This window comes from Natrinema sp. CBA1119 (genome assembly GCF_002572525.1).
In the GTDB taxonomy this organism is placed as follows: domain Archaea; phylum Halobacteriota; class Halobacteria; order Halobacteriales; family Natrialbaceae; genus Natrinema.
On record NZ_PDBS01000001.1, the window covers coordinates 1,806,660 to 1,832,447 of the forward strand.

The 25,788-nt window shown below is 66.6% G+C and carries 30 protein-coding genes and 1 tRNA gene; 13 read left to right on the forward strand and 18 right to left on the reverse strand.

The features are described 5' to 3' along the window. Window positions 1-80 precede the first annotated feature (80 nt). The 3 genes from CP556_RS08845 to CP556_RS25910 all read right to left on the reverse strand — a co-directional run bounded on the left by CP556_RS08845 (window position 81) and on the right by CP556_RS25910 (window position 1,129). Window positions 81-154 (reverse strand) — tRNA-Lys (locus tag CP556_RS08845). 82 nt (window positions 155-236) lie between these two features. Further along, entirely contained in the window at window positions 237-932 is a 696-nt protein-coding gene (locus tag CP556_RS08850; RefSeq protein ID WP_098725277.1) for a DUF7119 family protein, read from the reverse strand. A 56-nt stretch (window positions 933-988) separates the two neighbouring features. Continuing rightward, window positions 989-1,129, reverse strand: a complete 141-nt coding sequence (locus tag CP556_RS25910) for a hypothetical protein (protein WP_176548157.1) — start codon at window positions 1,127-1,129, stop codon at window positions 989-991. Between the two features lie 798 nt (window positions 1,130-1,927). Between CP556_RS25910 and CP556_RS08855 the strand changes: the two genes are divergently transcribed. The 7 genes from CP556_RS08855 to CP556_RS08885 all read left to right on the forward strand — a co-directional run bounded on the left by CP556_RS08855 (window position 1,928) and on the right by CP556_RS08885 (window position 5,722). Further along, complete coding sequence (locus CP556_RS08855; RefSeq protein WP_098725278.1) at window positions 1,928-2,209, forward strand: DUF6360 family protein; 282 nt, start codon at window positions 1,928-1,930, stop codon at window positions 2,207-2,209. A 182-nt stretch (window positions 2,210-2,391) separates the two neighbouring features. Further along, the gene (locus CP556_RS08860; protein WP_098725279.1) at window positions 2,392-2,880 is read left to right on the forward strand and encodes a DUF892 family protein; all 489 of its coding nucleotides are present in this window, start codon (window positions 2,392-2,394) and stop codon (window positions 2,878-2,880) included. A 221-nt stretch (window positions 2,881-3,101) separates the two neighbouring features. Continuing rightward, the gene (gene rimI, locus CP556_RS08865; RefSeq protein WP_098725280.1) at window positions 3,102-3,575 is read left to right on the forward strand and encodes a ribosomal protein S18-alanine N-acetyltransferase; all 474 of its coding nucleotides are present in this window, start codon (window positions 3,102-3,104) and stop codon (window positions 3,573-3,575) included. 64 nt (window positions 3,576-3,639) lie between these two features. Continuing rightward, window positions 3,640-4,122, forward strand: a complete 483-nt coding sequence (locus CP556_RS08870; RefSeq protein ID WP_098725281.1) for a DUF5810 domain-containing protein — start codon at window positions 3,640-3,642, stop codon at window positions 4,120-4,122. A 25-nt stretch (window positions 4,123-4,147) separates the two neighbouring features. Continuing rightward, a complete protein-coding gene (locus CP556_RS08875; RefSeq protein WP_098725282.1) occupies window positions 4,148-4,558 on the forward strand; it encodes a DUF5809 family protein in 411 nt (136 codons plus the stop codon). Between the two features lie 119 nt (window positions 4,559-4,677). Next, a complete protein-coding gene (locus CP556_RS08880) occupies window positions 4,678-5,265 on the forward strand; it encodes an NUDIX hydrolase (RefSeq protein WP_098725283.1) in 588 nt (195 codons plus the stop codon). Window positions 5,266-5,356: 91 nt separating this feature from the next. Continuing rightward, entirely contained in the window at window positions 5,357-5,722 is a 366-nt protein-coding gene (locus CP556_RS08885) for a rhodanese-like domain-containing protein (RefSeq protein WP_098725284.1), read from the forward strand. 185 nt (window positions 5,723-5,907) lie between these two features. Here CP556_RS08885 and yciH read toward each other — a convergent pair whose 3' ends face one another. The 6 genes from yciH to CP556_RS08915 form a co-directional block, all read right to left on the reverse strand. Next, a complete protein-coding gene (yciH, locus tag CP556_RS08890) occupies window positions 5,908-6,201 on the reverse strand; it encodes a stress response translation initiation inhibitor YciH (RefSeq protein ID WP_098725285.1) in 294 nt (97 codons plus the stop codon). 160 nt (window positions 6,202-6,361) lie between these two features. After that, on the reverse strand, window positions 6,362-8,665 hold the full coding sequence (locus CP556_RS08895) for a transglutaminase TgpA family protein (RefSeq protein ID WP_098725286.1): 2,304 nt from the start codon (window positions 8,663-8,665) through the stop codon (window positions 6,362-6,364). Continuing rightward, complete coding sequence (locus CP556_RS08900; protein ID WP_098725287.1) at window positions 8,662-9,795, reverse strand: DUF58 domain-containing protein; 1,134 nt, start codon at window positions 9,793-9,795, stop codon at window positions 8,662-8,664. Before CP556_RS08900 ends, CP556_RS08895 begins: the two co-directional genes overlap by 4 nt. Further along, a complete protein-coding gene (locus tag CP556_RS08905; protein ID WP_098725288.1) occupies window positions 9,792-10,772 on the reverse strand; it encodes an AAA family ATPase in 981 nt (326 codons plus the stop codon). Before CP556_RS08905 ends, CP556_RS08900 begins: the two co-directional genes overlap by 4 nt. 283 nt (window positions 10,773-11,055) lie before the next feature. Then, window positions 11,056-11,250: a cold-shock protein gene (locus tag CP556_RS08910; protein ID WP_098725289.1), complete on the reverse strand. Its 195-nt coding sequence runs from the start codon at window positions 11,248-11,250 to the stop codon at window positions 11,056-11,058. Between the two features lie 96 nt (window positions 11,251-11,346). Continuing rightward, on the reverse strand, window positions 11,347-11,664 hold the full coding sequence (locus tag CP556_RS08915) for a DUF7573 domain-containing protein (protein ID WP_098725290.1): 318 nt from the start codon (window positions 11,662-11,664) through the stop codon (window positions 11,347-11,349). A gap of 119 nt (window positions 11,665-11,783) precedes the next feature. Here CP556_RS08915 and CP556_RS08920 point away from each other — a divergent pair, with 119 nt between their 5' ends. Beyond that, on the forward strand, window positions 11,784-11,978 hold the full coding sequence (locus CP556_RS08920; RefSeq protein WP_098725291.1) for a DUF8024 family protein: 195 nt from the start codon (window positions 11,784-11,786) through the stop codon (window positions 11,976-11,978). Between the two features lie 17 nt (window positions 11,979-11,995). Here the strand turns inward: CP556_RS08920 and CP556_RS08925 are convergent, their stop codons facing one another. Together CP556_RS08925 and CP556_RS08930 are read right to left on the reverse strand one after the other, a co-directional pair. Further along, a complete protein-coding gene (locus tag CP556_RS08925) occupies window positions 11,996-13,024 on the reverse strand; it encodes a 5,10-methylenetetrahydromethanopterin reductase (protein WP_098725292.1) in 1,029 nt (342 codons plus the stop codon). After that, entirely contained in the window at window positions 13,021-13,791 is a 771-nt protein-coding gene (locus CP556_RS08930) for a coenzyme F420-0:L-glutamate ligase (protein ID WP_098725293.1), read from the reverse strand. The genes CP556_RS08925 and CP556_RS08930 overlap by 4 nt, the downstream gene beginning before the upstream one ends. Window positions 13,792-13,942: 151 nt before the next feature. Between CP556_RS08930 and CP556_RS08935 the strand changes: the two genes are divergently transcribed. Continuing rightward, entirely contained in the window at window positions 13,943-14,314 is a 372-nt protein-coding gene (locus CP556_RS08935) for a MarR family transcriptional regulator (RefSeq protein WP_098725294.1), read from the forward strand. Next, window positions 14,311-14,643, forward strand: coding sequence for a growth inhibitor (locus CP556_RS08940; RefSeq protein WP_098725295.1), 333 nt, complete (start codon window positions 14,311-14,313; stop codon window positions 14,641-14,643). Before CP556_RS08935 ends, CP556_RS08940 begins: the two co-directional genes overlap by 4 nt. Before the next feature lie 57 nt (window positions 14,644-14,700). Here CP556_RS08940 and CP556_RS08945 read toward each other — a convergent pair whose 3' ends face one another. The 3 genes from CP556_RS08945 to CP556_RS08955 form a co-directional block, all read right to left on the reverse strand. Then, complete coding sequence (locus tag CP556_RS08945) at window positions 14,701-16,359, reverse strand: hydantoinase B/oxoprolinase family protein (RefSeq protein ID WP_098725296.1); 1,659 nt, start codon at window positions 16,357-16,359, stop codon at window positions 14,701-14,703. Next, on the reverse strand, window positions 16,356-18,413 hold the full coding sequence (locus CP556_RS08950; protein ID WP_098725297.1) for a hydantoinase/oxoprolinase family protein: 2,058 nt from the start codon (window positions 18,411-18,413) through the stop codon (window positions 16,356-16,358). Before CP556_RS08950 ends, CP556_RS08945 begins: the two co-directional genes overlap by 4 nt. A 153-nt stretch (window positions 18,414-18,566) precedes the next feature. Beyond that, complete coding sequence (locus tag CP556_RS08955) at window positions 18,567-19,118, reverse strand: metallophosphoesterase family protein (protein WP_098725298.1); 552 nt, start codon at window positions 19,116-19,118, stop codon at window positions 18,567-18,569. 156 nt (window positions 19,119-19,274) lie between these two features. Here CP556_RS08955 and CP556_RS08960 point away from each other — a divergent pair, with 156 nt between their 5' ends. Next, the gene (locus tag CP556_RS08960) at window positions 19,275-20,615 is read left to right on the forward strand and encodes an eIF2B alpha/beta/delta subunit family protein (RefSeq protein WP_098725299.1); all 1,341 of its coding nucleotides are present in this window, start codon (window positions 19,275-19,277) and stop codon (window positions 20,613-20,615) included. A gap of 253 nt (window positions 20,616-20,868) precedes the next feature. On the opposite strand, the gene CP556_RS08965 is transcribed toward CP556_RS08960, so the two are convergent. Then, window positions 20,869-21,372 (reverse strand): hypothetical protein, encoded by a 504-nt coding sequence (locus tag CP556_RS08965; RefSeq protein ID WP_098725300.1) that lies wholly within the window; start codon window positions 21,370-21,372, stop codon window positions 20,869-20,871. A 131-nt stretch (window positions 21,373-21,503) separates the two neighbouring features. On the opposite strand from CP556_RS08965, the gene ddh reads away from it, so the two are divergent. Continuing rightward, window positions 21,504-22,445, forward strand: a complete 942-nt coding sequence (gene ddh, locus CP556_RS08970; RefSeq protein WP_098725301.1) for a D-2-hydroxyacid dehydrogenase — start codon at window positions 21,504-21,506, stop codon at window positions 22,443-22,445. 305 nt (window positions 22,446-22,750) lie between these two features. Here the strand turns inward: ddh and engB are convergent, their stop codons facing one another. Next, entirely contained in the window at window positions 22,751-23,368 is a 618-nt protein-coding gene (gene engB, locus CP556_RS08975) for a GTP-binding protein EngB (protein ID WP_098725302.1), read from the reverse strand. An 84-nt stretch (window positions 23,369-23,452) separates the two neighbouring features. Further along, the gene (locus CP556_RS08980; RefSeq protein ID WP_141551656.1) at window positions 23,453-23,926 is read right to left on the reverse strand and encodes a DUF7994 family protein; all 474 of its coding nucleotides are present in this window, start codon (window positions 23,924-23,926) and stop codon (window positions 23,453-23,455) included. 126 nt (window positions 23,927-24,052) lie between these two features. On the opposite strand from CP556_RS08980, the gene CP556_RS08985 reads away from it, so the two are divergent. Beyond that, a complete protein-coding gene (locus CP556_RS08985) occupies window positions 24,053-25,345 on the forward strand; it encodes a TIGR00341 family protein (protein WP_098725304.1) in 1,293 nt (430 codons plus the stop codon). A 98-nt stretch (window positions 25,346-25,443) separates the two neighbouring features. Here CP556_RS08985 and CP556_RS08990 read toward each other — a convergent pair whose 3' ends face one another. Then, entirely contained in the window at window positions 25,444-25,767 is a 324-nt protein-coding gene (locus CP556_RS08990) for a hypothetical protein (protein ID WP_098725305.1), read from the reverse strand. Between the last annotated feature and the right edge of the window lie 21 nt (window positions 25,768-25,788).

The following is a 25,788-nucleotide window of genomic DNA, read 5'->3' on the forward strand; positions in this document are numbered from 1 at the left end:
CCGTCACTCACGATAACCGATCTCAACAGTGTCCTACTCAGCCTTCTTGATAGCACTGAGAAACGATCGCTGATAGAAAGCGGGCCGGGCGCGATTTGAACACGCGACCGTCTGGTTAAAAGCCAGACGCTCTGCCAAACTGAGCTACCGGCCCTGTAGTTTCCTTTTTCGGGGAACAGCGGTTAAACGTTTCTTTCTCCACTGCTTCGATAGTGACCTCGCCGGTCCAACACTCTTTATTCGAAGTACTGTTCGAGCGCCTCGGTGACGAGTTCCCCAGGATTGACATCGTCGATGGAGGCACGCCGCCGGAGAGCGCGATAGGTCGTCGGCGAGAGGGTGAGCTCGAGCCGGCCGAGGGTAATATCGTGTTCGTCGAGGGCCTGATCGATGGAGGCACCATTGTTGATCGCGCTGGCGACGCTGCGGACGTCGCGGACGGTGAGGTCTCCGTCGAGGGTAGCCCACGCGAGGAGGAGCCGTGATTCGCCGCCGACACGGGCGATGTGTTTGGCGGCTGTCGGGGCGATCTGACCGAGTGCGACCTGTTTGCGGACCGAGCGCGGGAGATCGTGGACGCGAGCCCACTTGCGGATAAAGGAGACGGTAGCGTCGCCGCCGGCGCGTTCGGCGGCGGCCTTGTAGGAGCCTTCGCCGCGAACGAGGGCAGCGCAGGCAGCTGCCCCGCGAAGCATGTAGAGGTGATCGTCGTTGGTCTCACCGCCGGCGAACCGGCGGACGGTTTCGGCGGCGTCTGCGAGGCTCTCGGGGTCGTCTGGATCGAACTGGACGGCTTCGCGGGCGCGGGTTCCGGCGACCGATTCATCGCCCCGGATAACCGGTGAACCGACGGGCGATTCGCGATCCGTCGGGATCGATCGATCGCTCTCGTCACGTCTGTGCGAACGATCATCGGGGCGATTGTCGGTCATGAACCTCGGTAGGAGCTCCGCTGTCAAAAAGGTCGTTATCGGGACTGAAGACTCGGTTATTCCTCGCGCTGTTCGGCGAGATGTTCCCAGATCTCCGTACAACCGGCTCCCTCTTCGATATCGTCGAGGTGAGCGTCGTCACGCTCTTCGGCTTCCTGCTTGATCGGCTCTGGTTTGCATTCGGCTGTATCAGTCATTGGCGGCCATTCGAACCCCGTAGCCATAAGTATCGCTTCGGCTGCAAACGATACCCGTGCTCTGTCTTATGGGACCTTTCTGCCGCTATCTCTGACGAGTCGACTTCTCGCGACAGCTGTTCAGTATCCGTCTGGTATCGAATCGCACCTTATTGGACCGATGGTGACGGCCCAGATCCGTGTGGAACTCACGGAGTATTGACTGACGAACGATCAGTGGCGGTCACTTGAGCCAGAAACACTGCATAGTCGCCCGTTTCGGCTCGAACTGGAGCGAGTGTTGCAATCCGATAGACCTCGGTTGTAACGTGTGTTGGTGTCTGCTTCGCCTGATGCGGGTATGACGATATCTGTCGTGTCGGCACAGGTGGAGCGCTGTTGGGCAAGAGCGAATGCGAACGGTGGTGTGACGTTCCCCGAGAGTGCCGTCGATCGGTACGTTGTGGTGGACTGTTCTTGCTTCTTGAACCGAGTTCCTGTGCACGCTTCGAGTCAGGAACTGAATGACTGCGAGCAAGTTGTGGCAAAAATAACCGATAGGTGTGGCGCTTGTTTTAGCGCTGGATGGCTAATCGCCGTGAGTAGTGCTGGCTCGAGTCCGTTCGTCTCCGTGTTCGACACTCGGCCGGCGGTCGAATGCATCGGAACCGGTTTCACACTTCCTCTCGTTCACGTCTGAAACCCGTTTCACCGAGTGCGTTGACAATCGCGCCTCGTGATCGTTCTGTTTCCGTTCTCGATGTCATCGCTCGAGACGGCCGGCAGTATAAGTGCTCGGAGACTGAGGATCGAATCAATATGTCCGATCGACTGATGTCGGTTACCGCGTATACGACGCTGGATTACGTCGAGGGGAAAGCAGTGGGCGAGACCTTCGAGTGGGAGTCGGTCGCCGTCGTGAACGCGACCGCTGATCGCGAGGATCCCGATAGCGTTCGATTCCAGTTCGAACTCGATAATCTCGCCGAGGAGCACCTGCCAAAGCACATGGACGAACTCGAGTTGACGCCGGAACAGGCCCGGACCCTGGCCGCGGACCTCGAGAAGCACGCGGGTCGAGTCGAGGACGCGACAGAGTAGCTGTGGCTTCGTTGGCGGCGACGGTGGTCCGTATCTGCGCCTGCCGTGGCAGGCTCCCGCCTTTTTCATTCGGGTAGCGAACGACGGAGTGGGTATAGTAGCCACTGAAAGTCACTGCACACTTGATCGCACGACAGCTGCGCGATCAGTGTGTGAACCGCTTCAGTTGTTACTGTCTGAGCATGAACACTATTCAGGACCTGTTCGAGCATGGCCTCGAAGACATCTATCACGCGGAGCACCAGTTGCTCGACGCGCTCGAGGAACTCGAGGCGAACACCGAGCATGACGAGATTTCCCAGGCGTTCTCGGAGCACCGTGAGGAGACCCAAGACCAGATCAAGCGGCTCGAGGAGGGCTTCGATATGTTCGGCGAGCCACCCGAGACGGAGGAGTGCGAGGGCATCGAAGGGCTCCTCGAGGAGTACGAGGAGTTGACGTCGATGGATCCCGCACAGGAGGTGATGGAATATCACAACGTGGCGGCCGCCGAGAAGACCGAGCACTACGAAATCGCCGCCTACGGCAATTTGATCCCGCTGGCAGCCCAACTCGAAATGGGCGACGCGGCCGATCTGCTCGAGGAGAACCTCCGGGAAGAGCAGGAGGCCCTCGACGAACTCACGGGACTGTCCGAGGAGTTCGAGATGGATTCGGTCCCGGCCGAGTGAATCGAATGGCCGATGACTCTGACGCGCAAGACGACGTGGACCGGACACAGTGCGGCGGCACCGAAGACGCGGAGCCGCCGACGGATCTCGATGAGGGCGAAGCGAGCGACGACGAATAGGGTGTGCGCGATCCGTTTTCGCGGCGGAGTCGATCGCGTCGAACTCGAGTGGTCCTGCCGCGACGCGTACGGCTTTTACTGTTCGGTGTGTTACTCTCGCGTGTGACGACGCCCGCCCCGGAGAGACGTGAGGAGGTGTCGATTAGACCGGCAGAGCGTGCGGATTTACTCGCGGTCGTTCGTATCGAGAACGCGTCGTTCGCACAGGCCTGGCCGTACAACGCCTTCGAGCGGTTTCTCGGCGAACCGGGGTTTCTCGTCGCGGAGATCGACGGCGAGATTGCCGGTTACGTCGTCGCCGACGTGACACAGCAGATCGGTCGCGCGCTCGGCCACGTCAAGGACGTCGCCGTTCACCCAGAGCACCGTCGGGCGGGCGTCGCCTCCACGTTGCTCTCCCGATCGCTCGGCGTGCTCGCGGCCCACGGTGCGGAGACGGTCAAACTCGAGGTTCGGCGGTCGAACGACGGGGCGAAACAGCTGTATCGAGGCCTCGGCTTCGATCCGCTCCGGCGGGTTGCCAACTATTACGGCGACGGCGAGGACGCGATCGTGATGATTCGGAAACTGCGGTAGCGGGTTGTGGCGCTGCGGTAGCGGGTTGCGCCACGTTTTACCGTCCGAACCCGTACGGTCTCGTATGGGATACGCCTGTCCGGTCTGTGACGTCGAAGAGGCCGACGCGGTGCACCTCGCGAATCACCTCGCGATCACTGCGTCGCTCGGCCGCGAAAACCATCGCGAGTGGCTCGAGGAGCACGCGCCCCACTGGGGCGACTGCAGCCCCGAGGAACTCGGCGAGATCGTCAGTCCGCACGCGCGGGAAATCGACACGCCCGAGTTCGAGGGGTCCGGCCACGACCACGGCCGTGGCCACGAGCCCGGGCGACCGGACTCGCTCGAGGAGGGGATCGCCCGCCAGAGCAGTCAACCCGGCCGCGGTTCGATGACTACCGAAGCCGAAAACGTCCTTCAGGAAGCCGCCGAGCTGACTCGAGAGATGCAGCCCACGGGCGAGAGCGACGCGGACGACGAATCGCCATCGAACGCGGACGACGGAGCGGGCGACAGCGAGGACGGCGAGAGCGTGGAGGGCGCCGTCGACGAGAACGAAAACGCGTAACTACGTCTCTGCCGACTGGACGGATATGCACACAGTGGGGACGTTCACCTTCGAGTCGGTCGCGGACGCGCGCACGGCGTACGAATCGGTCGGTCCCGCGGCCCAGACGGTCGTCCGCGAGGTCGCGAAGGCCATGGAGTTCGACCGCGAGGAGTACGACGACCGCGTCACCGGCGACGTCATCGAAACCGCGCGCGATGCCCTCTTCGCGAGCCTGCTCGAGGTTCGTGTCGGTCCCCGCGAGGAGTTCGAGGGCTGGCGCGAGGACTACGACGGCGAGGTGACGATGGCGGGTCACGAGGACGTCGACCGCGTTGTCTGGCACGCGGGGCCGGACGGCGAGGCCGTCGCGGCGACGTTTCAGAACGAGGAGGAGGCGGCGGTCGCGACGCTTCGTCGACAGGCGTTCGGGCGGTTGTACCGCGATATCGTGTAGCCCGTCCGGTATACTCCGACCCGTAAGCGACGACGGGAAGTTCCGGACGAGTGACCGTCCCGTCGCAGCCGGCGGAGCGACCAGCACCTCTTATCCACTCGAGCGCCCACGTGTCCACCATGACTGTACCCGACGAGTGGGACCTGCTCGAGGAGCGAACCGAGTACGAGACGGGCTGGTACGACGGCGGTTACGATCTGCTCGAACAGCCCGACGGGAGCCGGAAACGATACTACTGGGCGTCCCTCCCTCCCGCGGTCGTCGTGGTCGCGCGGATCGACGGGAGCGTCCTCGCGGACGCGGACAGCGGTGGTGACGCTGGCGGCGACGACGACCGCCTCCTGTTCGTCGAACAGTATCGGCCTACGATCCGCGAGACGCACCTCGAACTCCCCGCGGGGATCGTCGAGGACGGCGAGTCCTACACGCGGGCGGCGACCCGCGAACTCGAGGAGGAGACCGGCTTTCGCCCCTCGAGCACCGCGCTCCTCCAGGAGTACGCCGTCGCGACCGGTGTGTTGCGCCACGACCGCGGCGTCGTCTACGCCGAGGGACTCGAGCCCGGCGAGCGGGAACTCGACAACAACGAGTTCCTCGAGGTGACGACGGTGCCGGTGAGCGAGGCGCTCGAACGCGCCCGCGAGCAGCCGGCGAACGATTCGACGCTGTCAGCGCTGTTGCTCGCGAAGGAAGACGGCGTTCTGTAGCACGAGCGCGATTCGCCGATGCCATCTCCGACGACTCAGCCGGACGACTGGACCCGTATCCTTATTCAGCCCGCGACCTAACGCGCCGGTAATGGACGGCGAAATCTCCACCGACGAGGTCAAGGAACTTCTCGAAGACGATGCGAACGTTCGCATCGTCGACATCCGCGACGAGCGGAACTTCAAACACAGTCACATTCAGGGCAGCGAGAACATTCCCTTTCACGAACTCACGGAGCGCGTCGACGAACTCGAGGACGACGACCACATCGTCACCGTCTGTCCGCACGGGAAGGCGAGCGTGCAGGCCGCGAAGCTCATCGGGTCCTACGAGGGGACCGCCGATGCGCGCGTCGAGAGCATGGCGGGTGGACTCGATAAGTACGGCATGAAGTTCGGCCTCGTTCGCGAGGCAGAAGACAGGGACGAACCGGCCGATCGCGAATCTCCGTTCTGATCGGTTCGGTCGCAGGGGCAGCGCGCACGTCGTCTCCCGCGGAGCCTTGAGGCGGATCCCCGTCGCTCAGTCGGTAGTTCGGCTCAGCGATTTGGCGATTCGACTGGTTGATCGGTGTGAAAAAACGGAGAACTGCGTTGCGATGCGGTCGTGGGTTCGGAAGTCGTCTCAGCACATTGCGGGTATCAGGCGACGTTGAAACCCCGGTCCCGAAGGAACTCTTCGATGCGACCGGTGTGGTTGCCTTGGAGTTCGATGTGGTCGTCTTCGACGGTGCCGCCACACGCGAACTTCGATTTGAGATCCGACGAGAGACTGTCCAGATCGACGTCCTTCGGATCGAATCCTTCGACGATCGTTACCTCTTTCCCGTATCTGCGCTCGTCAATGCGGATGTTGAGTTGCTGTTGTCCCTTGGCCACGTCCTCACAGACGCAGAGTTCCTCGGGCAGCCCGCACGTCGAGCAGACTTCCGACATTACGTTCGTAGCTATGAAACGGGCATATTAAACACTATCGGGACCCGCATGCTTTCGCGCGGTTCTTTTTGAGTGGGCGGGGGAGGTACCGGGGACTGGCCGCCGGTGAGCGACTCGAGTTCCCGTTCGATCGCGGTAACATTCGGACTGCCCCCGGGTCTTATCCGAGCCGACTGACCACTGGAAGGGACTCTCGAGCGATATCGTCGACGACTTCGATCGCTTCGTCGGCCTCAACTCGGCTGATACCGTTGCCGTAGGTGGCTCGCTCGTAGCGGTCGACGACCAGTTCGGTTCGCGGGTCGATCGGCTCCGCGTCGGTCGCGTCGTCCGCCGCTGCCGACAGTGCCGCCAGGTACGCTCGAGCCGATTCCGACCGACGACGCGGCCGGTACCGGCGTGCGAGCAGCCGCTCGAGCCGGGCGAACGCGCGTTCGGCGTCCCGATCGGGATCGCGCCGGCGGCCGTGCCAGTAGATGCCGAGTTCGCGACGGGCGCGCGTCGTCGCATCCGTTCGGCGCACGCCCGCGGCGAACCCGAAGAGGAGGACGATCCCGAGCGCCGCAGCCTCGCGCGTGACCGTGACGAGCGGTTCGTCGTCGCTCGACTCGGTACCGTCGGTGCGGTCGGCCGGGCTCTCGTTCGTTCCGTTGGCCGGTTCGTTCGGCGACCCGTTCGGCTCGCTCGGTTCGTTGGGGTCGTTCGGCTCACCCGGATCGTTCGGATCGTCGGGGTCGGGCTCGGACGGGTCGTTCGGGTCCTCCTCGGGATCGTCGGCGGAGTCGTCGCGAACCGGCACGTCGGCGCTCTCTTCGGTGTCGGCGTCCTCGTTGCCGTTCTCGCGAGCCTCCTCGAGCCGGTCGGTGTGGACATCGTCGCGGCCGTCCCCCGGCGTCGGGTCGAACCGGACCCAGCCGTGGTCGGGGAAGTAGACCTCGACCCAGGCGTGAGCGTCGAGCCCGCGGACCACGTATCTATCGTCGTCGACCTGCTGGCCGCTCGTGTAGCCGGTGACGTAGCGGGCCGGGACGCCCTCCTCGCGGAGCATCTGCGTCATCGCCGTCGCGAAATAGACGCAGTAGCCTTCGTCCATCTCGAGCAGGAACTCCTCGGCGGCGTTCCCGGGGGGCTTGGAGACCGCCAGCGAGTACTCCTTCGAGGACTCGAGGTGGCGCTCGATCGCGACCGCGGTCTCGTATGGATTGTCGGCGTCGGCCGTGATCTCGGCGGTGCGCTCCCGGAATTCGCTCGAGGTACTCTCGGGCGTCTGCAGGTAGTGGTCGGTGACGTCGTCGGGATAGTTCGTCCCGGCGTCCCGGAGCGCGGACGGACTGGGGTCGACGATCGCGCTCTCGACCCTGTAGCTGTCGCCCGCCTCGAGCGGCGTTTCGGGCCGGGGCTGGCCGTGGGTGGAGACGCTCGCCCGCCGCGTCACGTCGCCGCCGAGCGAGAGCGGCTGTGGGGCGACGGGCATGATCCCCAGTTTCGTCTCGGCGGTGATGGTCTGTTCGACCCGGTCGTAGTTGCCCGGCGGCGATCCGATCCGCCCGTCGTACCGATTGCTCTGGCCGGTTCGGATCCACTCGTCGCCGGTGAAGCGATCGTAGACGCCCGTTCGCCAGTACGACCGCCGCTCGGACTCGACCGTGAACCGCACCTCCGGCGAGAGGTCGACCTGCCCGGAGATCCCCGACCGCTGGGGCGCGGTATCGAGCGTCGCCTCGAGCGTGCCGGCTTCGCCCTGGACGAGGTGGGTCGGCCCCGCCGGCTGGCCGGGGACGATCGTGACCGTCATCGAGAGGACGACGATCAGCGCAAACAGGGCAGCGAGCAGGTCAGCCTGCCGGATCGAGCCGCCCCGCTTCTCGAGTTCGCCGGCGGCGATGGCGCCGATGGCGGCGAGGGTGCCGGCCAGGGTGGTGAGCGTGCCCGCGTCGCCGGTCAACACGAGAAAGCCCAGCGCGGCCCCGCCGGGGACGACGCTGAGCGCGTATCGCCCCCGAAGGGCGAGATACCACGAGAGGAAGACGGGAGCGGGCGCGAATCCCAGCGTCCAGATGCCCGCCTGCAGCATCCGGAGGAGGGGGAGCCCGGTCGCGAGCGCGACGGTGTCGGAGACGAGCGCGTCGGTGGCGGTAAAGACGACGCCGGGATCGACGCCGGCCGACGTGAGGTAATAGGCGAACCCGATTCCCGTCGCCGCCAGCGCGAGGACCGCCGCGGTCCACGGCCGGATCAGCCGCGCGAGCACCGTCGCCGCGACGAGCATCGCCGCGACGAGCGCGAACAGCGACTGACTGCCGCCGACGACTCGCGTTATTCCGTAGAGGACGCTCACGTACGACGCCGTCAGGGCCAGCACGCAGCCCAGGGCGACGGGCCGGACGATGTCGGCGTCGACGGCTCGGTCCGTATCGAGCGATATCGTCCGATCGCCGACGCGTCCGGACGAGTCCGTACTCATGGACTCACCTCCGATCGTCCGCCGCCGTCGCGTTCGCGACGACTGTCGCGATCGGCTCGACCGCGTCGCGCGTCGTGATCGCCCTCGTCGCTTCCGTTTCGTCGCCCTCGATCCCGGTCACGGAGTCGATCGAAGGGGATCTCCCGGTCGTCGACGACGATCGTCGTCCCGTCAGCGTCAGTTCGAACCAGAATGTCGGCGTCCCGCCGCGTCCGATCATCGAGTTCGCCGGGCTCGGCGACCGCCAGCAGTCCCAGCAGGTCGCGGTGATGCTCTCGCCCGTCTCCCGGCCGCTGCGTCTCGTCGGGAAGGCTGAGCCCGACCGGCGCGCCTCGCTCGAGGAGGACGGTGATCACGCTCGCGGCGGCCGCCGCCCACTCATCGTCGCGGTCGACGAGTTCGTCGAACCGACGCGAACGGCACTCCGCAGCGACCGTGACGGCTCCGACCGCCTCGTCGTCGGCGTACTCCGCGACGACCAGTTCGCCGTCGGGGCGCTTGGCCGCGGCCTTCCAGTGGACATCGCGGAGCGGATCCCCGCGGTGGTACTCCCGGAGGTGGTCGAACTCCTCGCGGTCGCGACGATCGGCAACGCCGGTGAGCGCCCGAATATCGGCGGCCGGGCCACCGTCCAGCTCGTGAACGCGCGGATAGACGAGCACGGGCGTCGTCGTCTCGTACTCGAATCGGCGTTCGACGAGGCCGACGACGTCGCTGACGACGATCGAGAGCGGACCGACCCAGTGGCGGCCTCGCGCCTCGAGTTCCACGTCGTATGCGACCGTCTCGTCGCCCTCGAGAGTCGTCTCGGCGACGGGTTCCGCGGTCGACGAGAGGCCGTCACCGACGGTGTCGCGGACGGTCGCGGCGACCGGGCCGTCGGTCTCGATCGCGACCTCGACCCGTCGCTGCTCGCCGATGAATCCCTCACTGACGGGCTGGCGGTCGACGCGCGGGCGGGTCGTTCGGGCGGTCGTGACGAGGCCGGCGAGCAAAACGACGACCAGCGGGACGACGACCGCGTTCAGCGCGCGAGGGCCGAACCCCCAGCTCAGCGCGACGGCCACGACGACGGCGACGACCGCGGTCCAGCCGCGGAGCGTCAATCGAAGTCGACGCGGGCGCCTCATTCGACGGGGACGCGCTCGAGTGCGTCCTCGACGACCGCGTCGCCGGTGCGGTCGCGACCGTCCGTCTTGATCCGGTGGCCCATGACGACGGGGGCTTCGGCCTGCACGTCGTCGGGAGTCACGTACTCCCGGCCGTTCGTGACGGCCCGGGCCTGGGCCGCCCGGAGCAACGAGATCGTCCCGCGGGGACTCACGCCGATGTGCGCGTGCTCGCGGGTGTACGCCGCGAGCCGCGTCACGTACGCTCGGACCGGCTCCGCGACCCGCACCGTCGAGACGGTTTCGCGGGCGGCGACGAGCGTCTCGCGGTCGGTCACCGGTTCGAGCGACTCGATGGGGTGGTCGCCGACGGTCCGGCCGAGCAGTTCCGACTCCTCCTCGGCATCGGGATAGCCGAGATGGAGCTTCTTCATGAATCGATCGAGTTCGGCGAAGGGTAGATCGTAGGTCCGATTCGGTTCGACGGCGTTCTGGGTCGCGATCACGGTAAACGGCGTCGGTAGCTCGCGCGTCCGGCCGTCGGTGGTGACCTGCCCCTCCTCCATGGCCTCGAGCAGGGCGGCCTGGGTCTTGGGCGGCGCGCGGTTGATCTCGTCGCCGAGGACGATGTTGCCGAAGACGGGGCCGGACTGGAACTCGAACTCGCGGGTCTTCTGGTTGAAGACGTTGACGCCGGTGACGTCGGTGGGGAGGAGATCCGGCGTGAACTGGACGCGACTGAACGTGCAGTCGACGGACTTGGCAATCGAGCGCGCCAGCATGGTCTTGCCGACGCCGGGAACGTCGTCGAGCAGGACGTGTCCGCGCCCGAGGACGGCGGTGACGACGTGTTCGATCACGTCGTCGTGGCCGACGATCACGCGCGAGACGTTCGCCTCGATGTCGGCACACAGTCGTTCGACCGTCGAAATTCGGAGGGCGTCGCCGTCGACCGTTGACTCGGTGCCTGCGTCTACTGTCGGGTTTGCATCAGTCATAGTGTCGAAGGTGTCCGCGGGGACCCGGACGACCCGGTCATTACGACGATATCCGTGGCTCCGGAACATATGCTTTGTGTCACATGAACTACCAGTTATGTGAGAAGACATCGCCGTCGTCGTCCTCCCTTGACGCTCCGCTCGGGACGAGCGCGGGTCTCGAGTAAGTCGCGAACGATCTCACACGAGGCCCGTTCCACTCACACGAGGCCGCTCCACTCTCCCCCGAGCGCCGTCGCTACCCAAGTAGCAATCAGAAAACGATACCACTCGACGGAACAGCTTAGACTCGCTCGAGGTTCGTCGCGCGTGGCCCTTTTTCGGCCTCCTCGATATCGAACTCGACCTCCTGCCCCTCTTCGAGGTCGGGGCCGCCGACGTCTTCCATGTGGAAGAACACGTCGTCGTCCGCGTCGTCAGTTTCGATGAATCCGTAGCCGCCTGTGTCGTTGAAGAAGTCGACCGTACCTTTCGCCATTGCATCTCAATAGAACCGCGACGAAGATATAAATCTTCGGGAGTACATTCGCAGGCATCCCTCGAGAAGTCCGCCGTTACCCCGACCAGTCATCCGTTACCACTCCTTGCAGTCGGGACAGACCAGATCGCCGTCCGAACGCCAGACGCGGTCGGTCGCGCCGTCGCACTGACCGCAGTCGAACTCGCCCCAAGCGTACGTGGAGAGTCCTGCTTCGCCGGTCGAGTCCTCCGCGTCCGCTGACGGAGTATCGGAGTCGACACCCGATGCCGGTTCAGCGCCGGCTTCCGGCGTTGGGTCGGCGTCGGCTTCCGCTGTCGAGTCGCCGTCGCCGTCCCCCTTGGTACTCGAGTCGTCGTTCGACTCGTCGGTAGCGGCGGACGCGAAATCCGAGAGCGTCGCGTCGTCGGTCACGGACGGGAGTACGAGCGCCGGCGGCTTAATCGCTCGCCTCCGCTCTCGAGGACGATGCACAGCGAGCAGCGTTGAACGGGACCGGTACGGCCAAGTAGCACGGGTCACAACGCCCGAATATGGACACCGTCACACCGCTGAACCTCGTCGTTGACAACCTTACCGAGATGATCGAACTCTTCAGTGACGTCGCGATGGGTGCAGGACTCGCACCCCTCCTCATTCTGATCGGCGCGCTCCTCGTCGCCTTCTCGATGGGCGTCTTCGGCATCCTCACCCTCGGCGCGGTGGGCAACCTCTTCACCGCGAACTGACCGCAGCAGCCGACTCTTCACTCGCGTTGCATCTCGCTCGCCCGAGCGAGCGCCTCGCTCGCCCGCTCGATCGCGTCCTCGAGATCCGGCCCCAGCGGCGAGCCGACGACGATCCCGTCGACGTGCTCGAGCGCCGCGGCGAACCGGTCCGCGACCGTCTCCGTCGTCCCGGCGATACAAAAGGCGTCGATCATCGCCGGGGTAACGCGATCGAAGGCCTCAGGAAGCGCTCCCCGCTCGAGCGCCTCGCTCACCGCGGTCGCGGCGTCGCGGTCGATATCGTGTCGCTCGAGGACCGGCTCGGCGGCCCCGCCGACGATGAAGGCGACCGGTGGTCGGGCGGCCTCGCGCGCGGCATCCTCGTCGGCGGCGACGCTGACGCTCGCGAACGCGAGCGACTCGAACTCGCCGCGCTCGTCCGGTCGCTCCTCGCCCCCCCGCTCGAGTTGGCCCGCCGCCCACTCGAGATCTCGCGGGTGGGCTGCGTTGACTAGCACGCCGTCGGCGTGTTTCGCGCTCATCCGGAGCATGTGCGGGCCCTGCGCGCCGACGTAGACCGGAATCTCCTCGGACGGTGGCTCGAGGTTCAGCGACGCGTCCCGCGCGGTGAACGTTCCCTCGTGGGTGACCGTCCGGCCGTCCCAGAGCTCTCGAGCGAGGTCGAACGTCTCGAGGACGCGCCGGAGCGGGCTATCGCGTTCGAGACCGAGGTTCGACAGGGAGGAACGGTCGCCCGCGCCGACGCCGAAGACGCCTCTGCCGTCGCTGATCTCGTCGATCGTCGCCGTCTGTGCGGCCAGTTTCACGGGGTGCGTTTCGTAGGGATTGACGACGCCCGGTCCGAGCCGGATTTCGTCCGTGGCGTCGGCCATCCGGGAGAGCACCACGAACGGATCCCGATTGAAGTAGTGGCTGCTCGCGAACGCGACGTCGAACCCCTCGTCCTCCGCGAGCGCGGCCAGGTCGGCCACTCGTTCGGGCGGGTGTTCGGGCGTGAGTTCGATGCCCCAGGTCGGATCGTCGCTCGAGTTGGTGTTCTCACTCATTCACTGAACCTCCACTCTCGAAGCGACTGCCGAACGAAGTCGCTCTCGACGGATCGAAAGAGTTCGTCGCTCCCCTCGTGATCGCCGAAGTCCCAGCCCCGGACGACGACGGCGGGCGTGCCGCCGGCTCCCTCGCCGGTGACGAGGTTCGCGGCGGCGGCGAGTTCGTCGACGACCGACTGGACGGTGACGCCGAGCTCGTGGCCGTCCCGGTCGAGCTCGCCCCGCCAGTCCCTGCTCGCGGGCATCCCGGCCCAGCCGAGCGCGACGCCGCGCTGGCCGTGTCGGAACGGGCGACCGCAGGTGTCCGTGACGACCACCGCGACGTCCTCGAGGCCCCGCCGCTCGAGCCCCGATCGAATCCGCTCGGCGCTCCCGGTCGGTCGCTTCGGCAGGAGTAACAGGTCGTGATCCGGTACGTTCGAGCGGTCGATCCCCGCGTTGACGCAGATGTGGCCGAATCGAGTTTCGGTCAGCAGAAAGGGGGCGTCGATCAGCAGTTCCGTGCTCTCCTCGAGGACCGCCTGCGCGAATCGCGGGTCCTTCTCCTCGTCTGCCAACGCCGAGATCCGGTCGGCGATCTCTTCCGCCCGGCCGCTGACCGGGTAGTCCTCGAGATTCGCCGTCCGTCCCTCGGCCTTCGAGACGATGGTGCTGGCGACGGTGAGCACGTCGCCGGGCTCGAGAGCGGCCCGATCCGCGACGAGGTCGGCGATGTCGTCGCCGGGGCGGATTTCGGGCAAGTCCACCACGCCGTTGAGTTCCATACCGGTGGGTGGGCGAGCGGCGCTAAAAACGCACCGTCACCGGAGAATGGAGCCAGCGATAGCCGGTTCGTCCCGATCGCCGAGCAACGAATCGAGACAAAAGGCACAAACGCGGAAAACAGACATATCCTCCAAACACGAAAACGGAGATATGCCGATCGATATCGACACGTTCGACCGGGAAGCGGAGTTCGAAGGGGACCGGACCCAGGCGGAGCGGATACTCTCCTTTCTCGCTTTGAACGACGACAAGGCGTTCAGGCGACGGGAAATCGCCGATTCGACGGGCATCGATCCGAACGCCGTCAGCGCGGTACTGAGCCGATTGAAGGAGAGAGATCTGGTGCGACACAAGCCACCGTACTGGGCCGCCGGTGATCCGGAACGCGTTCGGTCCGCCATCGACCTGCGTCGCAGCCTCGATACGCTCAACGAGCAACTCGGCACGGAAGATATGGACGCGTGGCGTGACGCCGGCGCTGACGAGCAGCATCCGAGCCAACGGGGGACGGACGGCGAATGAAGTACGAACGCGGCGACATCGTCGAGGCCGGTGATCCGTTCAACGAGGAGAAACCGAGTCGCCCGTTCGCGATCGTCAGCACCACTGCCCATCCGTTCGACGGAGAACAGTACATCGCAGTCACGTTGACGACGCGAACGTGGTACGACGAGACGATTCCGCTCGGCGAGGACGACTTTCTCGATGGCGGACTCCCGAAACGGAGCTCCCTCGTCCCTTGGGGTGTCGTCTCGCTGTCTCACGACGACGTTCTCGATTGGTTCGGCCGAGTAGAGCGTGCGCCGCTAGACGAAAGGGTCGACAGACCCGTCGGCTATCTACGAGAGTAACCGCCTCTCGAGAACGATCGATCGGGTCTCAATCGTCTCAGTACTGTCCTCGAGCCCCTACTCTTCTCGCTCGTCCGGCTCCCCGTGTCCGCCGCCGCCGGGCGTCCTGACGGTGACCGTCGTCCCGGCCGCCACGTCGACGGTCGTCTTCGCGGGCACCGCCTCGCCGTCGATCAGGTTCTCGCCGGTCGCGCCGTCATCGCCGCCGTCGACCCCCTTCGGCGCGTGGCGTCGGCGCTCGGTCAGCAGCGACACTGTCGCGTCGGTCTCGACGGTGACCGAGCGCTCGAGCCCCTCCCCACCTCGATATCGCCCGCGACCGCCGCTCCCCTCCCGGAGCGCGTAGCGCTCGACCCGGAGGGGGTACTCGGTCTCGAGGGCCTCGACGGGCGTGTTGAGCGTGTTCGTCATGCCGACCTGGACGCCGTCCATCCCGTCGCGGTCCGGACGCGCGCCGAAGCCGCCGCCGATCGTCTCGTAGTAGGTGACGGAGCCGTCCCGCGCGCCGATGGTGAGGTTGTTCATGGTGCCCTGCCCTTGCGCCGGCACGCGGTCCGGTGCGGCCCGCGCGAGCGCGGTGAAGACGGTATCGGTGACCCGCTGGCTGGTCTCGACGTTGCCGCCGACGACCGCCGCGGGCGGCTCCGGATCGAGCAGCGATCCCTCGGGCGCGCTGATCTCGACCGGTTCGTAGCAGCCGTGGTTCGGCGGAATCTCGGGGTCGGTGAGACAGCGCACGACGAAGTAGACGGCGCTCTTCGCGACCGCCAGCGGCGCGTTCAGGTTCCCCGCGAGCTGGTCGTCGGTTCCCGAGAAGTCCACGTCGATGCCCTCGCCGTCGATCGTCACCGCGACGGCGATCTCGATATCCTCGTCGGTCACGCCGTCGCCCTCGAGCACGTCGGTCGCCTCGTAGGTGCCGTCGGGGAGCGCCGCGATCTCGCGCTCGACGCGCTCGCGGGAGTAGTCGATCACCGCGTCGAACCCCTCCAGGACGGTCTCGCGGCCGTGCTCGTCGAACAGCGACTCGAGCCGCGCCTCGGCGCGTTCGTTGGCCGCCCGCTGCGCCCGGAGGTCGGCCCGGCGCTCGCGAGGGTTGCGCACGTTCGCGAGGACGAGCGAGCGGACCTCCTCTCTGACCTGCCCGCCCGCGACGAGCCGGGTCGGCGGGAGCCGGAGTCCCTCCTGGTAGATCTCCCTCGAGTTGGCCGGCATGCTCCCGGGGGTCATCCCGCCCACGTCGGCGTGGTGTGCGCGCGAGACGGCGTAGCCGACGATATCGTCGCCGTTTCGCCCATCGGTCTCGCCGTCGAGAGCACGCTCATCGTCCGCGCCGCTCCCGCTTTTTCGTCCGGGCGCGAGCGGTGACACCATCGTCACGTCTGGCAGGTGCGTCCCGCCGGTGAAGGGGTCGTTGAGCACGAACACGTCGCCCGGCTTCGGGTCGCGCTCCCGGACAGCTGCGACGGCCGCCGGCATCGCGCCGAGGTGGACCGGGATGTGTTCGGCCTGCGCGATCAGCCGCCCGTCAGCGTCGAACAACGCCGTCGAGCAGTCCCGGCGCTCCTTGATGTTCGGGGAGTACGCTCCCCGGATCAGGGTCTGTCCCATCTCTTCGGCGACGCTCTCCAACTGGTTGCGAATCACCTCGAGGGTGACCGGATCGATGCTTCCGTCGCCGTCGCCGCCGTTCGAGTCGTCGGTATTCACAGTCATCGGTGTCCCTCCGCCGTGTCGCTCGCTCGAGTCAGTACCAGGGTGCCGTCAGCGAGCACGTTGCCGGCCCACGCGGGCGGGACGACGGTCGTACTCTCGGCCTGTTCCAGGATCGCCGGCCCGGACACCGTCGCGCCGGGCGCGAGCCGATCCCGATCGAAGACGGTTGCTGACCGCGCACCGCCGGCGAAGTGCACTCGCCGGGTGCCGATGATATCGTCGCCCGCGCCGTCGTACCGGACGGTCGGCTCCGAGCCGGGAACTGTCGCCGTCGCGCGGAGGGTGACGATCTCGATCGATTCGTCCATCGCGTAGCCGTGGGCCCGCTCGTGGGCGTCGTGGAAGCGTTCCGCGACCCCGGCCGCGTCGAACTCGTCGTCGACGGCGACCGTCAGCTCGAAGCTCTGGCCCGCGTACCGGCAGTCGGCGGCGCGCTCGACCCGCGCCGCGTCCGGATCGGACGCGTCCGCGAGGACGTCGGCCACGAGGTCGTCGTAGACGCCCTCGAGCTCGGCCGGATCGGCCGCCCGGAGCTCCGCCCCGACGGTACGGGCCGCGTCGTAGCTCTCGTCGGCCGCGAGGAGGCCGAAGGCCGACAGGACCCCGCTCGGTCGCGGGACGACGACCCGGTCGACGGACAGCGAGTCCGCCAGCGCCGCGGCGTGCATCGGCCCCGCGCCGCCGAAGGCCACGAGCGCGAACTCCCGGGGGTCGTGCCCGCGCTCGACGGTGACGGACCGGATCGTTCGCGTCATCGTCGCGTTCGCCACGCGGTAGACCCCGCGAGCGGCCTCGAGCGCGTCCCCGAGACCGGCCTCGTCCGCCAGTCCCTCGAGCGCGTCGCGGGCGGCGTCGACGTCGAGCGTCAGTTCACCGCCCAGCGCGGTGTCGGGGCCGATGTAGCCGAGCGCGACGGCGGCGTCGGTGACGGTCGGCTCGGTCCCCCCGCGACCGTAGCAGGCCGGGCCGGGATCGGCGCCCGCGGACTCCGGACCGACCCGGAGCGCGCCGCCGGGGTCGACCCAGGTGACGGAGCCGCCGCCCGCGCCGACGGTGTTCACGTCGACCATCGGCGTCCGGATCGGTAATCCGTCGATTTCGGCGTCGGTCGTCCGCTCCGCTCGCCCGTCCCGGACGAGACTCACGTCGCTCGAGGTGCCGCCCATGTCGAAGGTGACGAGCCCCTCGACGTCGGCGTCGTCGACGGTCGCCGAAGCGCCGACGACGCCGGCGGCAGGCCCCGAGAGCGTCGTCGTCACGGCGCGCTCGCGGACCGTCTCGGAATCGGCGATGCCGCCGTTGGCCTGCATGATCCACGGTTCGGGGGCGCCCGCGGCGTCGGCTTTCTCGACCAGCCGGCCGACGTAGCCGTCGATCGCCGGTCGGAGGTAGGCGTCGGCGGCCGTCGTGGACGTCCGCTCGAACTCGCGGAACTCGGCGAGCACCTCGTGGGACGCGGAGATCGGGACCGCGAGTTCCTCGCGCAGCGTCTCGGCGACGACCCGCTCGTTGTCGGGGTCCGCATAGGCGTGTAGCAGGCAGACCGCGACCGCTTCGACCTCGCGCTCGCGCAGGCTCGCCGCGATGTCGCGGACCGCGTCGGCGTCGACCGGCCGTTCGACCCCCTCGGTCGTCGCCCGTTCGTCGACTTCGAACCGCAGCTCGCGAGGGACCAGCGGGTCGGGCTTCTCGGCCTCGAGATCGTAGAGATCGGGTCGGTCCTGGCGGCCGATCTCGAGGACGTCGCGAAAGCCCTCGGTCGTCACGAGCGCCGTCTTCGCGCCGTCGCGCTCGAGCAGGGCGTTGACCGAGACGGTCATCGCGTGTGCGAAGCCGTCGATCTCGCTCGGCGCGATCCCGGCGCGGTCGCAGGCCTTGTCGATCCCTTCGAGGACGCCGACGTGCTGGTCGTCGGTCGTCGGCACCTTCGCGGTGACGAGCCGGTCGTCGACGGAGAGCGCCACGTCGGTGAACGTGCCGCCGACGTCGACGCCGATCCGCGTCTCGCCGTCGCCGGTCGCGCCTCCGTCCGCTCTCGGCTCACCTCCCGTCATCGATCCTTCTCCTCTCCGTGGCCCGCGGCCGATTCGCCGTCGAGCGATCCCGTCACGTGCTGTGTCATGGACAGACAGGGGGAGCCGAGGTAGGTATAGTTCACGCACTCGCCTCGCGAGTATATTCGCCCCGTCGCGGCCGCGCGCCGACGGTCAGTCGGTCCGTAACTCGACGGTGAGATCGCCGTCGTCGACGGTCGCGACGTACATCGTCACGAGAGTCGTGGGTGCAGCGCCGGTGGCGCTCCCCGGATTGAGTACCCGGACGCGACCGGCTGCGTGGCCCTCGTCTGCCGAGCGGAACTCGTCTAACGCGACGGTCTCGTCGACCACCTCGTGGGTGTGACCGGCGACGGCGACGAGCGTCGCTTCGGCGTCCGCGCCCGCTTCCTCACGGGCCGTTTCGACGACCCGTTCCCGCCAGTCGCCCGATGATCCGTCGCCGTGGGTGACGACGAACGTCACGCCGTCGATCTCGAGGGTGGCCGTCGTCGGCACGTCGAGCGTCGCCGGATCCACGTTGCCTCGAACGGCCGTCAACTCGCCACCCGTGAGGTCGACGATCCGCTCGTACGCCCCGAACGACTCGAAATCGCCGGCGTGTATGGTGTGGTCGGCCGCCTCGATCTCGGTGACGACCCACGCGGGAATCTCCGGCTCTCGAGTGGGCACGTGGGTGTCGGAAACGATCGCGATACGCGTCATAGCCGTGCGTTCGTCTGCAGTTCCGAAAAGCGTTCGTCAGCGGACGACCTCTAGTCGTCCGTCTCGCTCACTCGAGGACGGACTCGGGGCGAGTACCTCGCGGTCCGTAGCGGCGCGTTCGAAAGCGACACGTTCCCGGTCGCCGTGGACTATCGTATGTGCCCGGACACCGACACCTCGAGCGATGACCCGGTTCACGTCGTCACCGCGTTCCTCCGCCATCGGGGCGACGTTCTCTGCTTGCGCCGCAGCGACGCCGTCGGCACCTACCGGGGCCGGTGGGGCGGCGTCTCCGGGTTTGCGGAGGGCGACCCCGACGAACAGGTTCTCGTCGAGATCCGCGAGGAGACGGGCCTCGAGATCGACGCCGTCTCGCTGGTCCGCTCCGGGCGGCCGGTCGCGTTCGAGGACCCCGCTCTCGAGCGCGAGTGGGTCGTCCACCCCTACCTGTTCGACTGCGACGCCCGGGAGATCGAGTTGAGCGAGGAACACGACGCCTTCGAGTGGGTTCCGCCGACCGCGATCCTCGAGGCCGTCGGCGACGGCCGCGAGGGACTCGACGGCGAGACGGTCCCCGAACTGTGGACCGCCTACGAGCGGGTGGCACCCACCGTTCGATCGATCGCGGCCGACGACGAGCACGGCGCTGCGTTCCTCTCGATCCGCGCGCTCGAGGTGCTGCGCGATCGAGCGGGGCTGCTCGTGGCCGAACGCGACTCGTCCGGTAGCGATTCCGAGGGTGAATGGGACGAACTCGCCGAACTCGCGGGCCGGTTGCTCGAGGCCCGGCCGTCGATGGCCGTCCTCCGGAATCGAGTGAATCGGACGATGGCCGGTGCGGACGGCGGTGCGAGTGCGGAGACAGGTGCAGCCGCGGTGCTCGAGTCCGCGTTGTCGAACGTCGACCGCGCGCTGACGGCCGACGAGGAGGCTGCGAGAAACGCGAGCGAGCGCCTCGAGGGCAGCGTCGCGACCCTATCGCGGTCGGGGACCGTCCTCGAGGCGCTCCGGGCGGCCGAGCCGTCGCGGGTCTTCGTCGCCGAATCGCGGCCGGCTCGCGAGGGGATCGACGTCGCGGAACGGCTGGCCGAAACGACGGCGAGCACCGTGACGGTTCACATCGATGCGGCGATCGCGCACGTGCTCGCCGGCGAGGACGTCGACCGCGTCGTGGTCGGCGCCGACACCGTCTCGCCCGACGGTGCCGTCGTAAACAAGACCGGAACGAGAGCGCTGGCGATCGCCGCCGACCGCGAGGGGATTCCGGTGTCCATCGTCGCGGCGACGGACAAGGTCTCGACCCGCGAGGCTGTGAACCTCGAGTCCGGCGACCGGGCCGCGGTGTACGACGGCGACGTCGGGATCGATGTGCTGAACCCGACGTTCGATGTGACGCCCGCCGACTGCGTGTCCGAAATCGTGACCGAACGCGGCGCGCTCGAGCCCGATGCTGTGGGAGACGTGGCCGCGGAACTGCGCGGGCTCGAGGAGTGGTAGCGGTATTTGGATGCGGCTGCCCGTCGGGGCTCGTGACGCAGCGAATTTTCGACGTGAACGGATGTCCGTGAGGCTTTTGCGTCCGACGGGGGTATCATCGATCGGTGGCGATGACGAGAGTTACCCCCGCTTAGCCCCTTGTGATGATAGCTTTCACTGAGCCACCGTCTCAGCGTCCCGGAGACGCATCTTCGTGCATTCCTGTGGAATCCAAGGTAACGCGACGGATGCGTCCCGCGGTGACCGACCGCAACTACCGCTCGAAATCACTCCAGCGTTCTCCCACGGCGAAACTGATCTCGTCCTCGTGGTCATCCGAGCCGAGAACGACGGCGAGCAGTTCGCTATCCGTGTCCGTGATCGTCACTGTTTCGTCCGCACGTGTTTTCCCGGCGATGTCGAAGCCGTCAGCCAGTTCGACGGAAACCTCGTAGTCGCCGATGGTTCCCCAGACCTGCTCGTACGCTGCCGTCGCGTTCGAGTTCCCGTCGTCTTCCTCGTCGTGCGATGCAACGTCGAACGCGTCCGAGAGAGCGATCTCATCGTCCGGACCGGCGATTTCGATCGTCCCGTCGATCGGCTCGTGGGTCCCGTTGAAGACGCTCACGTCCTCGAGTCTCTCGTTCGCCCTGGCCGAACACCCGGCCAGCCCGGTAACGGCCATCGTCCCGACCCCGATCAGGGTGCTTCGTCGAGTGACGCGACTCGTTTCGATCCCGTGCTCGCCGTTCGAACCGGCGTCAATTCGTTGTTGCATAGCGGGACGTTACGACCGGTAGTATATCAATATGAAAGGGTAGTATCCGGGTCAGAAAACCCGCCAACGCGGTCAGTTTTCGGATCGAAATCGACCAAAGGTTCAATCTTGCCTCGTTCGTAGCGGTGCGTATGCGTACCCAACTCGAGTCGTCGGTCGACAGTCTGGGCGTCCACGAGTCGGTCGACGACGTCTTTCCGCCGGGGGAGCTCGCGACGTCCCTCGCCGATCTTCCGATCGAGGTCGAAGTCATCGACGACGACGGGATCGCGGGTTGCGACGCGGTCGTCACCCTCGAGTACCGGGAGGCGTTCCTCGACCTGGAGTGGGTCCACTCGATTCAGGCCGGGGTCGACCGATTTCCGTTCGACGACCTCGCGGAACGCGGCGTCGTCCTTACGAATAGCACGGGCATTCACGACCGGACCGTCGGCGAGACGGTCGCAGGCTACCTGCTCATGTTCGCTCGGCGGCTCCACGACCACGTTTCGAACCAGCAGGAACGCCGGTGGAACCGACCGGAATGGGATGAAGCGTTCACGCTCCCGGGGTCGACGGCCTGCGTCGTCGGCACCGGAACGCTCGGTCGCGGCGTCGCGGAAACGCTGGGTGCACTCGGGGTCCGCGTGACGGGGGTTCGCCGCTCCGACGATCCGGTTCCCGGCTTCGACGAGATCTACGCGACCGAGCGGCTGCTCGAGGGGATCTCCAGCGCCGAGTTCGTCATCGTCACGGTCCCATTGACCGACGAGACGCACCATCTCTTCGACGCCGAGTCGTTCGAGGCCATGCGCGACGACGCGTACTTCGTGAACGTCGCTCGAGGACCGGTCGTCGACGAACCGGCGCTGATCGACGCGCTCGAGGCGGATTCGCTCGCTGGGGCGGCCTTAGATGTGTTCGAGGAGGAGCCGTTGCCCGAAGAGTCGCCGCTGTGGGGAATGGACGAGGTACTAATCTCACCGCACTGCGCCGCGTACACGCGGGACTATTTCCGGGACGTGGGTGATATCGTCCGCGAGAACGTCGATCGGCTCGCGGACGGCGAGGAGTTCCACAACCGCGTGGTCTGACGGTGTCTCTGACGTAACATGGCCGAGAGCGCGGCTCGAGCGAACGCGAGAGTCGCGCGATCCGGGGGAGGGCAGGCGCTTCCCCTGTTTCGACCGCGAGCGAAGCCGTGCGCGGCGCGACGCGCCGCGAACAGTCGAACGGCCGAAGGCCGTGAGACGGGGTGAGCGAGCGGGCCGACGACTGACTCGGAACGAAGTGAGTGGAGAGGAGGGAGGAGTGCTTTTGATCGACCTTTTGCCGAGGGACGTCGCGCGTGCGGCAGCGACGCTGCCGCACGCGCGACAGACCGCAGAGCAAAAGGTCGTTAGAAGAACTTGAACAGATCGTCCCGCTCCTGCTCGTGCAGGTGGCTCCGGACGGCCTCGTTCAGCGGCTCGAGTTGCCCCTTCTTCGCGCTGATCGGCGCGATGGTCTCTTGCCACTGCTTCCAGGGCGGGTAGAGACCGAGGCGGTCACAGAGCGCGTCGAGTCGCTCGTCCTCGTCGTCGACCTTGTCCATTTTGTTGACGGCGACGATCGTCGGGATGTCGAGATCACGCAGGAAGTGAAACATCTCGACGTCGTAGGGGATTTCGTCGGGGCCGGAGTGGCGGTCGATGATGTCGATGACGCTCTTGCCGTCGACGACCAAAATGGCGACGAGGACGTTGTCGGCGTACTCCTCGAGATAGTGGACGATTTCGGTCTTAATCTGCTCACGGCGGTCCTCGTCGACGCCGCTCATGAAGCCGAAGCCGGGGAGGTCGGTGATGACGAAGTCCTCGGGGGCCCAGTCGTAGTGGTTAGGCGAGCGGGTGACGCCGGGTTTGCCGCCGGTGTCGAAGCTGTGGCCGGTCAGCTCGCGCATGAGCGTGGATTTGCCCACGTTCGAGCGGCCGACGAGGGCGATTTCGGCCCCTCGATTGGGGCGAGTATCGAACATACATCGGTGTATGCGTCTCGTCCCTTTATATACTCTGACCGGGGGACGACTGCTCGGTCGCGCTCGCCGTCGTGCGGACGGGTCCTACACCACCGTTCCCGCGAGCAATCCGACGCCGAACGCGCCGGCGACGAGCAGCGCGACGGCGAGGAGCCGTCCGCTCGAGGATGCCTCCTCGAGGTCGACGTGGCGGCTATCGACGGCTATCTGGACGCCCTGCCAGGATAGTGAGGTGCCGCCGGCGAGCATCGCCGCGGCGATGAGCCAGGCGCTTTCGGTACCGGTGGCGATGGCGGACCGAACGGTCAGGAGAACGACGGCGACCGACAGGACGACGTTCGCCGCTCCGACGAAGACGTTCCACGGGACGGCCAGTCGGCCGACCGAGACCGAATCGGTGAGGCTGCCGGTGATCCACAGGAGCGACGCGAGGACGAGACCGGCGACGACCGTCGCGGTGACGGGGTCGGTGAGAACGTCGCGCCCGACGACTGCGAGCAGGCCACCGGCGAACACCAGTATCACCGCACCGGCTACCGAGGCGAGACGTCGTATCATACGCACACTCCCAGAAATTACTATAAGAAAACGACGAAACGATTCGATCCCCTCGAGGCGGAACCGTCCGCCGCGGTGGGACGGAATGCCCCGGAGTTATGACCCCCCGCGGTCTCAAACGGACACGTGCGGCTCGTACAGTTGACGGTACCGACGGGGAAGCGAGAGACGATCCTCGAGACCCTCGATGAGCGGGAGATCGACTACGTCGTGACGGACGAGACCGGCAGCCGAAAGTACACGGCGGTCATCTATTTTCCGTTGCCGGACGCTGCCGTCGAACCGGTACTCGACGAGATTCAGGCGGCCGGCGTCGACGAGGACGCCTACACGGTTGTCGTCGACGCAGAGACGGTCGTCTCCCGCCGATTTGAGGCGTTACGCGAGGAGTACGAGGACGGCGACGTCGGCTCGGACCGCATCTCGCGTCAGGAGCTGCAGGCGGAGGCCGACGATCTGACGCCGAGCTTTCCCGTCTACGTGGTGATGACGGTCATCAGCGCCGTCGTCGCGACCGCCGGACTGCTGTTGGACTCGCCCGCGGTCGTCGTCGGATCGATGGTGATCGCGCCGCTGATCGGGCCGGCGCTGGGGGCCAGCGTCGGCACGGTGATCGACGACGAGGAACTATTTATCGAGAGCATTACCTACCAGATCCTCGGCGTCGTGGTCGCGATCGGGGCGGCGGCGATCTTCGCGGTTCTGGTTCGGTCGATGAACATCGTCCCGCCCGACCTCGTCCTCTCGAGCGTCGGTGAGATCTCCGAACGGCTCGCGCCCGACTTACTGTCGCTCGCGATCGCGCTCGGCGCGGGCATCGCGGGGGTCGTCAGCATCGCGACGGGAACTTCCGTCGCGCTCGTCGGCGTGATGATCGCGGCAGCGTTGATTCCGCCCGCCGGTGTCGCGGGGATCACGCTCGCGTGGGGACAACCGACGGCCGCGATCGGGGCGACGGTCCTCGTCCTCGTCAACCTGCTGTCGGTGAACCTCGCCGGTCTGTTGACGCTGTGGTACGCCGGCTACCGCCCGGAGAACCTGTTCCAGATGGGCGAGACGGAACAGCGCGTTCGCCATCGGATCGTCGGACTCATCGTCATCGTCCTCGTCTTCGCGGTGTTCCTCGGCGCGATCACCTACGCCTCCTACGAGGCGGGAAACTTCGAACAGGACGCCCGCGACGAAGTCGAGACGGTCCTCACAGACGGTGAATACGAGAGCTACGAACTGCTCGAGTTCGAGGTCGTGATGGACGACAACTACCCGTTCAGGAATCCGGATCGGGTGGTCGTGACGATCGGCGGGCCGCCGGGCGAGTCGGCACCCGAGCTGGCCGATATCCTCCACGAGCGAATCAACGATCACGCCGATCAGTCGGTCTCGGTCGAGATCAGGTACGTCGAAATCCTCAGACGGTAGCCCCTGTGGATTCGCGACTCGCCTGCGGTCAGTACCCCGTTCGGGAGCCGCCCTCAGTCCGTGACTTGACACTGACGAGACCGTCAGTTCGTCGCCCGCTATCGTCGAAGCCGCTCGAGGATCCTCGAGCGTCGAGATTCGGAGCCGGGCTTGGGCTCGGACCTGGGATCGGCGTCAGAACCGGTAGCGGTACTGTCGCGGCCGGTGCGACCGATCCGTCGCCGAAGCCACGTCCTCGGACCGCCGATCCGGTTGACGAGATACGTCGGGAAGTAGAGCGTCGCCGCGCCGAGCGCCAGAAATCCGATCCCTCCGACGAGCTGTCCGCTCCGAAGGAATCCGACGCCGACGACGAACATCGGTCCCGCCATCGAGATTCCAGCGGCGGTCTGGAGCAGCCAGAGAATACCCGGTCCCTTCATCGCGGGGTCTCGAGTTCGATC

Bases quoted from the DNA above. Each gene is read 5' to 3' on its own strand.
- CP556_RS08885 (WP_098725284.1), top strand. From the start codon at position 5,357: ATGGACGGCGAAATCTCCACCGACGAGGTCAAGGAACTTCTCGAAGAC.
- CP556_RS08955 (WP_098725298.1), bottom strand. From the start codon at position 19,118: ATGACGCGTATCGCGATCGTTTCCGACACCCACGTGCCCACTCGAGAG.
- CP556_RS08930 (WP_098725293.1), bottom strand. From the start codon at position 13,791: ATGGAACTCAACGGCGTGGTGGACTTGCCCGAAATCCGCCCCGGCGAC.
- CP556_RS08950 (WP_098725297.1), bottom strand. From the start codon at position 18,413: ATGACGGGAGGTGAGCCGAGAGCGGACGGAGGCGCGACCGGCGACGGC.
- CP556_RS08990 (WP_098725305.1), bottom strand. From the start codon at position 25,767: ATGAAGGGACCGGGTATTCTCTGGCTGCTCCAGACCGCCGCTGGAATC.
- CP556_RS08945 (WP_098725296.1), bottom strand. From the start codon at position 16,359: ATGACTGTGAATACCGACGACTCGAACGGCGGCGACGGCGACGGAAGC.
- CP556_RS08965 (WP_098725300.1), bottom strand. From the start codon at position 21,372: ATGCAACAACGAATTGACGCCGGTTCGAACGGCGAGCACGGGATCGAA.
- CP556_RS08910 (WP_098725289.1), bottom strand. From the start codon at position 11,250: ATGGCGAAAGGTACGGTCGACTTCTTCAACGACACAGGCGGCTACGGA.
- CP556_RS08980 (WP_141551656.1), bottom strand. From the start codon at position 23,926: ATGATACGACGTCTCGCCTCGGTAGCCGGTGCGGTGATACTGGTGTTC.
- CP556_RS08860 (WP_098725279.1), top strand. From the start codon at position 2,392: ATGAACACTATTCAGGACCTGTTCGAGCATGGCCTCGAAGACATCTAT.
- CP556_RS08850 (WP_098725277.1), bottom strand. From the start codon at position 932: ATGACCGACAATCGCCCCGATGATCGTTCGCACAGACGTGACGAGAGC.
- CP556_RS08905 (WP_098725288.1), bottom strand. From the start codon at position 10,772: ATGACTGATGCAAACCCGACAGTAGACGCAGGCACCGAGTCAACGGTC.
- CP556_RS08925 (WP_098725292.1), bottom strand. From the start codon at position 13,024: ATGAGTGAGAACACCAACTCGAGCGACGATCCGACCTGGGGCATCGAA.
- CP556_RS08935 (WP_098725294.1), top strand. From the start codon at position 13,943: ATGCCGATCGATATCGACACGTTCGACCGGGAAGCGGAGTTCGAAGGG.
- CP556_RS08920 (WP_098725291.1), top strand. From the start codon at position 11,784: ATGGACACCGTCACACCGCTGAACCTCGTCGTTGACAACCTTACCGAG.
- CP556_RS08900 (WP_098725287.1), bottom strand. From the start codon at position 9,795: ATGAGGCGCCCGCGTCGACTTCGATTGACGCTCCGCGGCTGGACCGCG.
- yciH (WP_098725285.1), bottom strand. From the start codon at position 6,201: ATGTCGGAAGTCTGCTCGACGTGCGGGCTGCCCGAGGAACTCTGCGTC.
- CP556_RS08895 (WP_098725286.1), bottom strand. From the start codon at position 8,665: ATGAGTACGGACTCGTCCGGACGCGTCGGCGATCGGACGATATCGCTC.
- CP556_RS08880 (WP_098725283.1), top strand. From the start codon at position 4,678: ATGACTGTACCCGACGAGTGGGACCTGCTCGAGGAGCGAACCGAGTAC.
- CP556_RS08940 (WP_098725295.1), top strand. From the start codon at position 14,311: ATGAAGTACGAACGCGGCGACATCGTCGAGGCCGGTGATCCGTTCAAC.
- engB (WP_098725302.1), bottom strand. From the start codon at position 23,368: ATGTTCGATACTCGCCCCAATCGAGGGGCCGAAATCGCCCTCGTCGGC.
- CP556_RS08960 (WP_098725299.1), top strand. From the start codon at position 19,275: ATGTGCCCGGACACCGACACCTCGAGCGATGACCCGGTTCACGTCGTC.
- CP556_RS08855 (WP_098725278.1), top strand. From the start codon at position 1,928: ATGTCCGATCGACTGATGTCGGTTACCGCGTATACGACGCTGGATTAC.
- ddh (WP_098725301.1), top strand. From the start codon at position 21,504: ATGCGTACCCAACTCGAGTCGTCGGTCGACAGTCTGGGCGTCCACGAG.
- CP556_RS08875 (WP_098725282.1), top strand. From the start codon at position 4,148: ATGCACACAGTGGGGACGTTCACCTTCGAGTCGGTCGCGGACGCGCGC.
- CP556_RS25910 (WP_176548157.1), bottom strand. From the start codon at position 1,129: ATGACTGATACAGCCGAATGCAAACCAGAGCCGATCAAGCAGGAAGCC.
- CP556_RS08870 (WP_098725281.1), top strand. From the start codon at position 3,640: ATGGGATACGCCTGTCCGGTCTGTGACGTCGAAGAGGCCGACGCGGTG.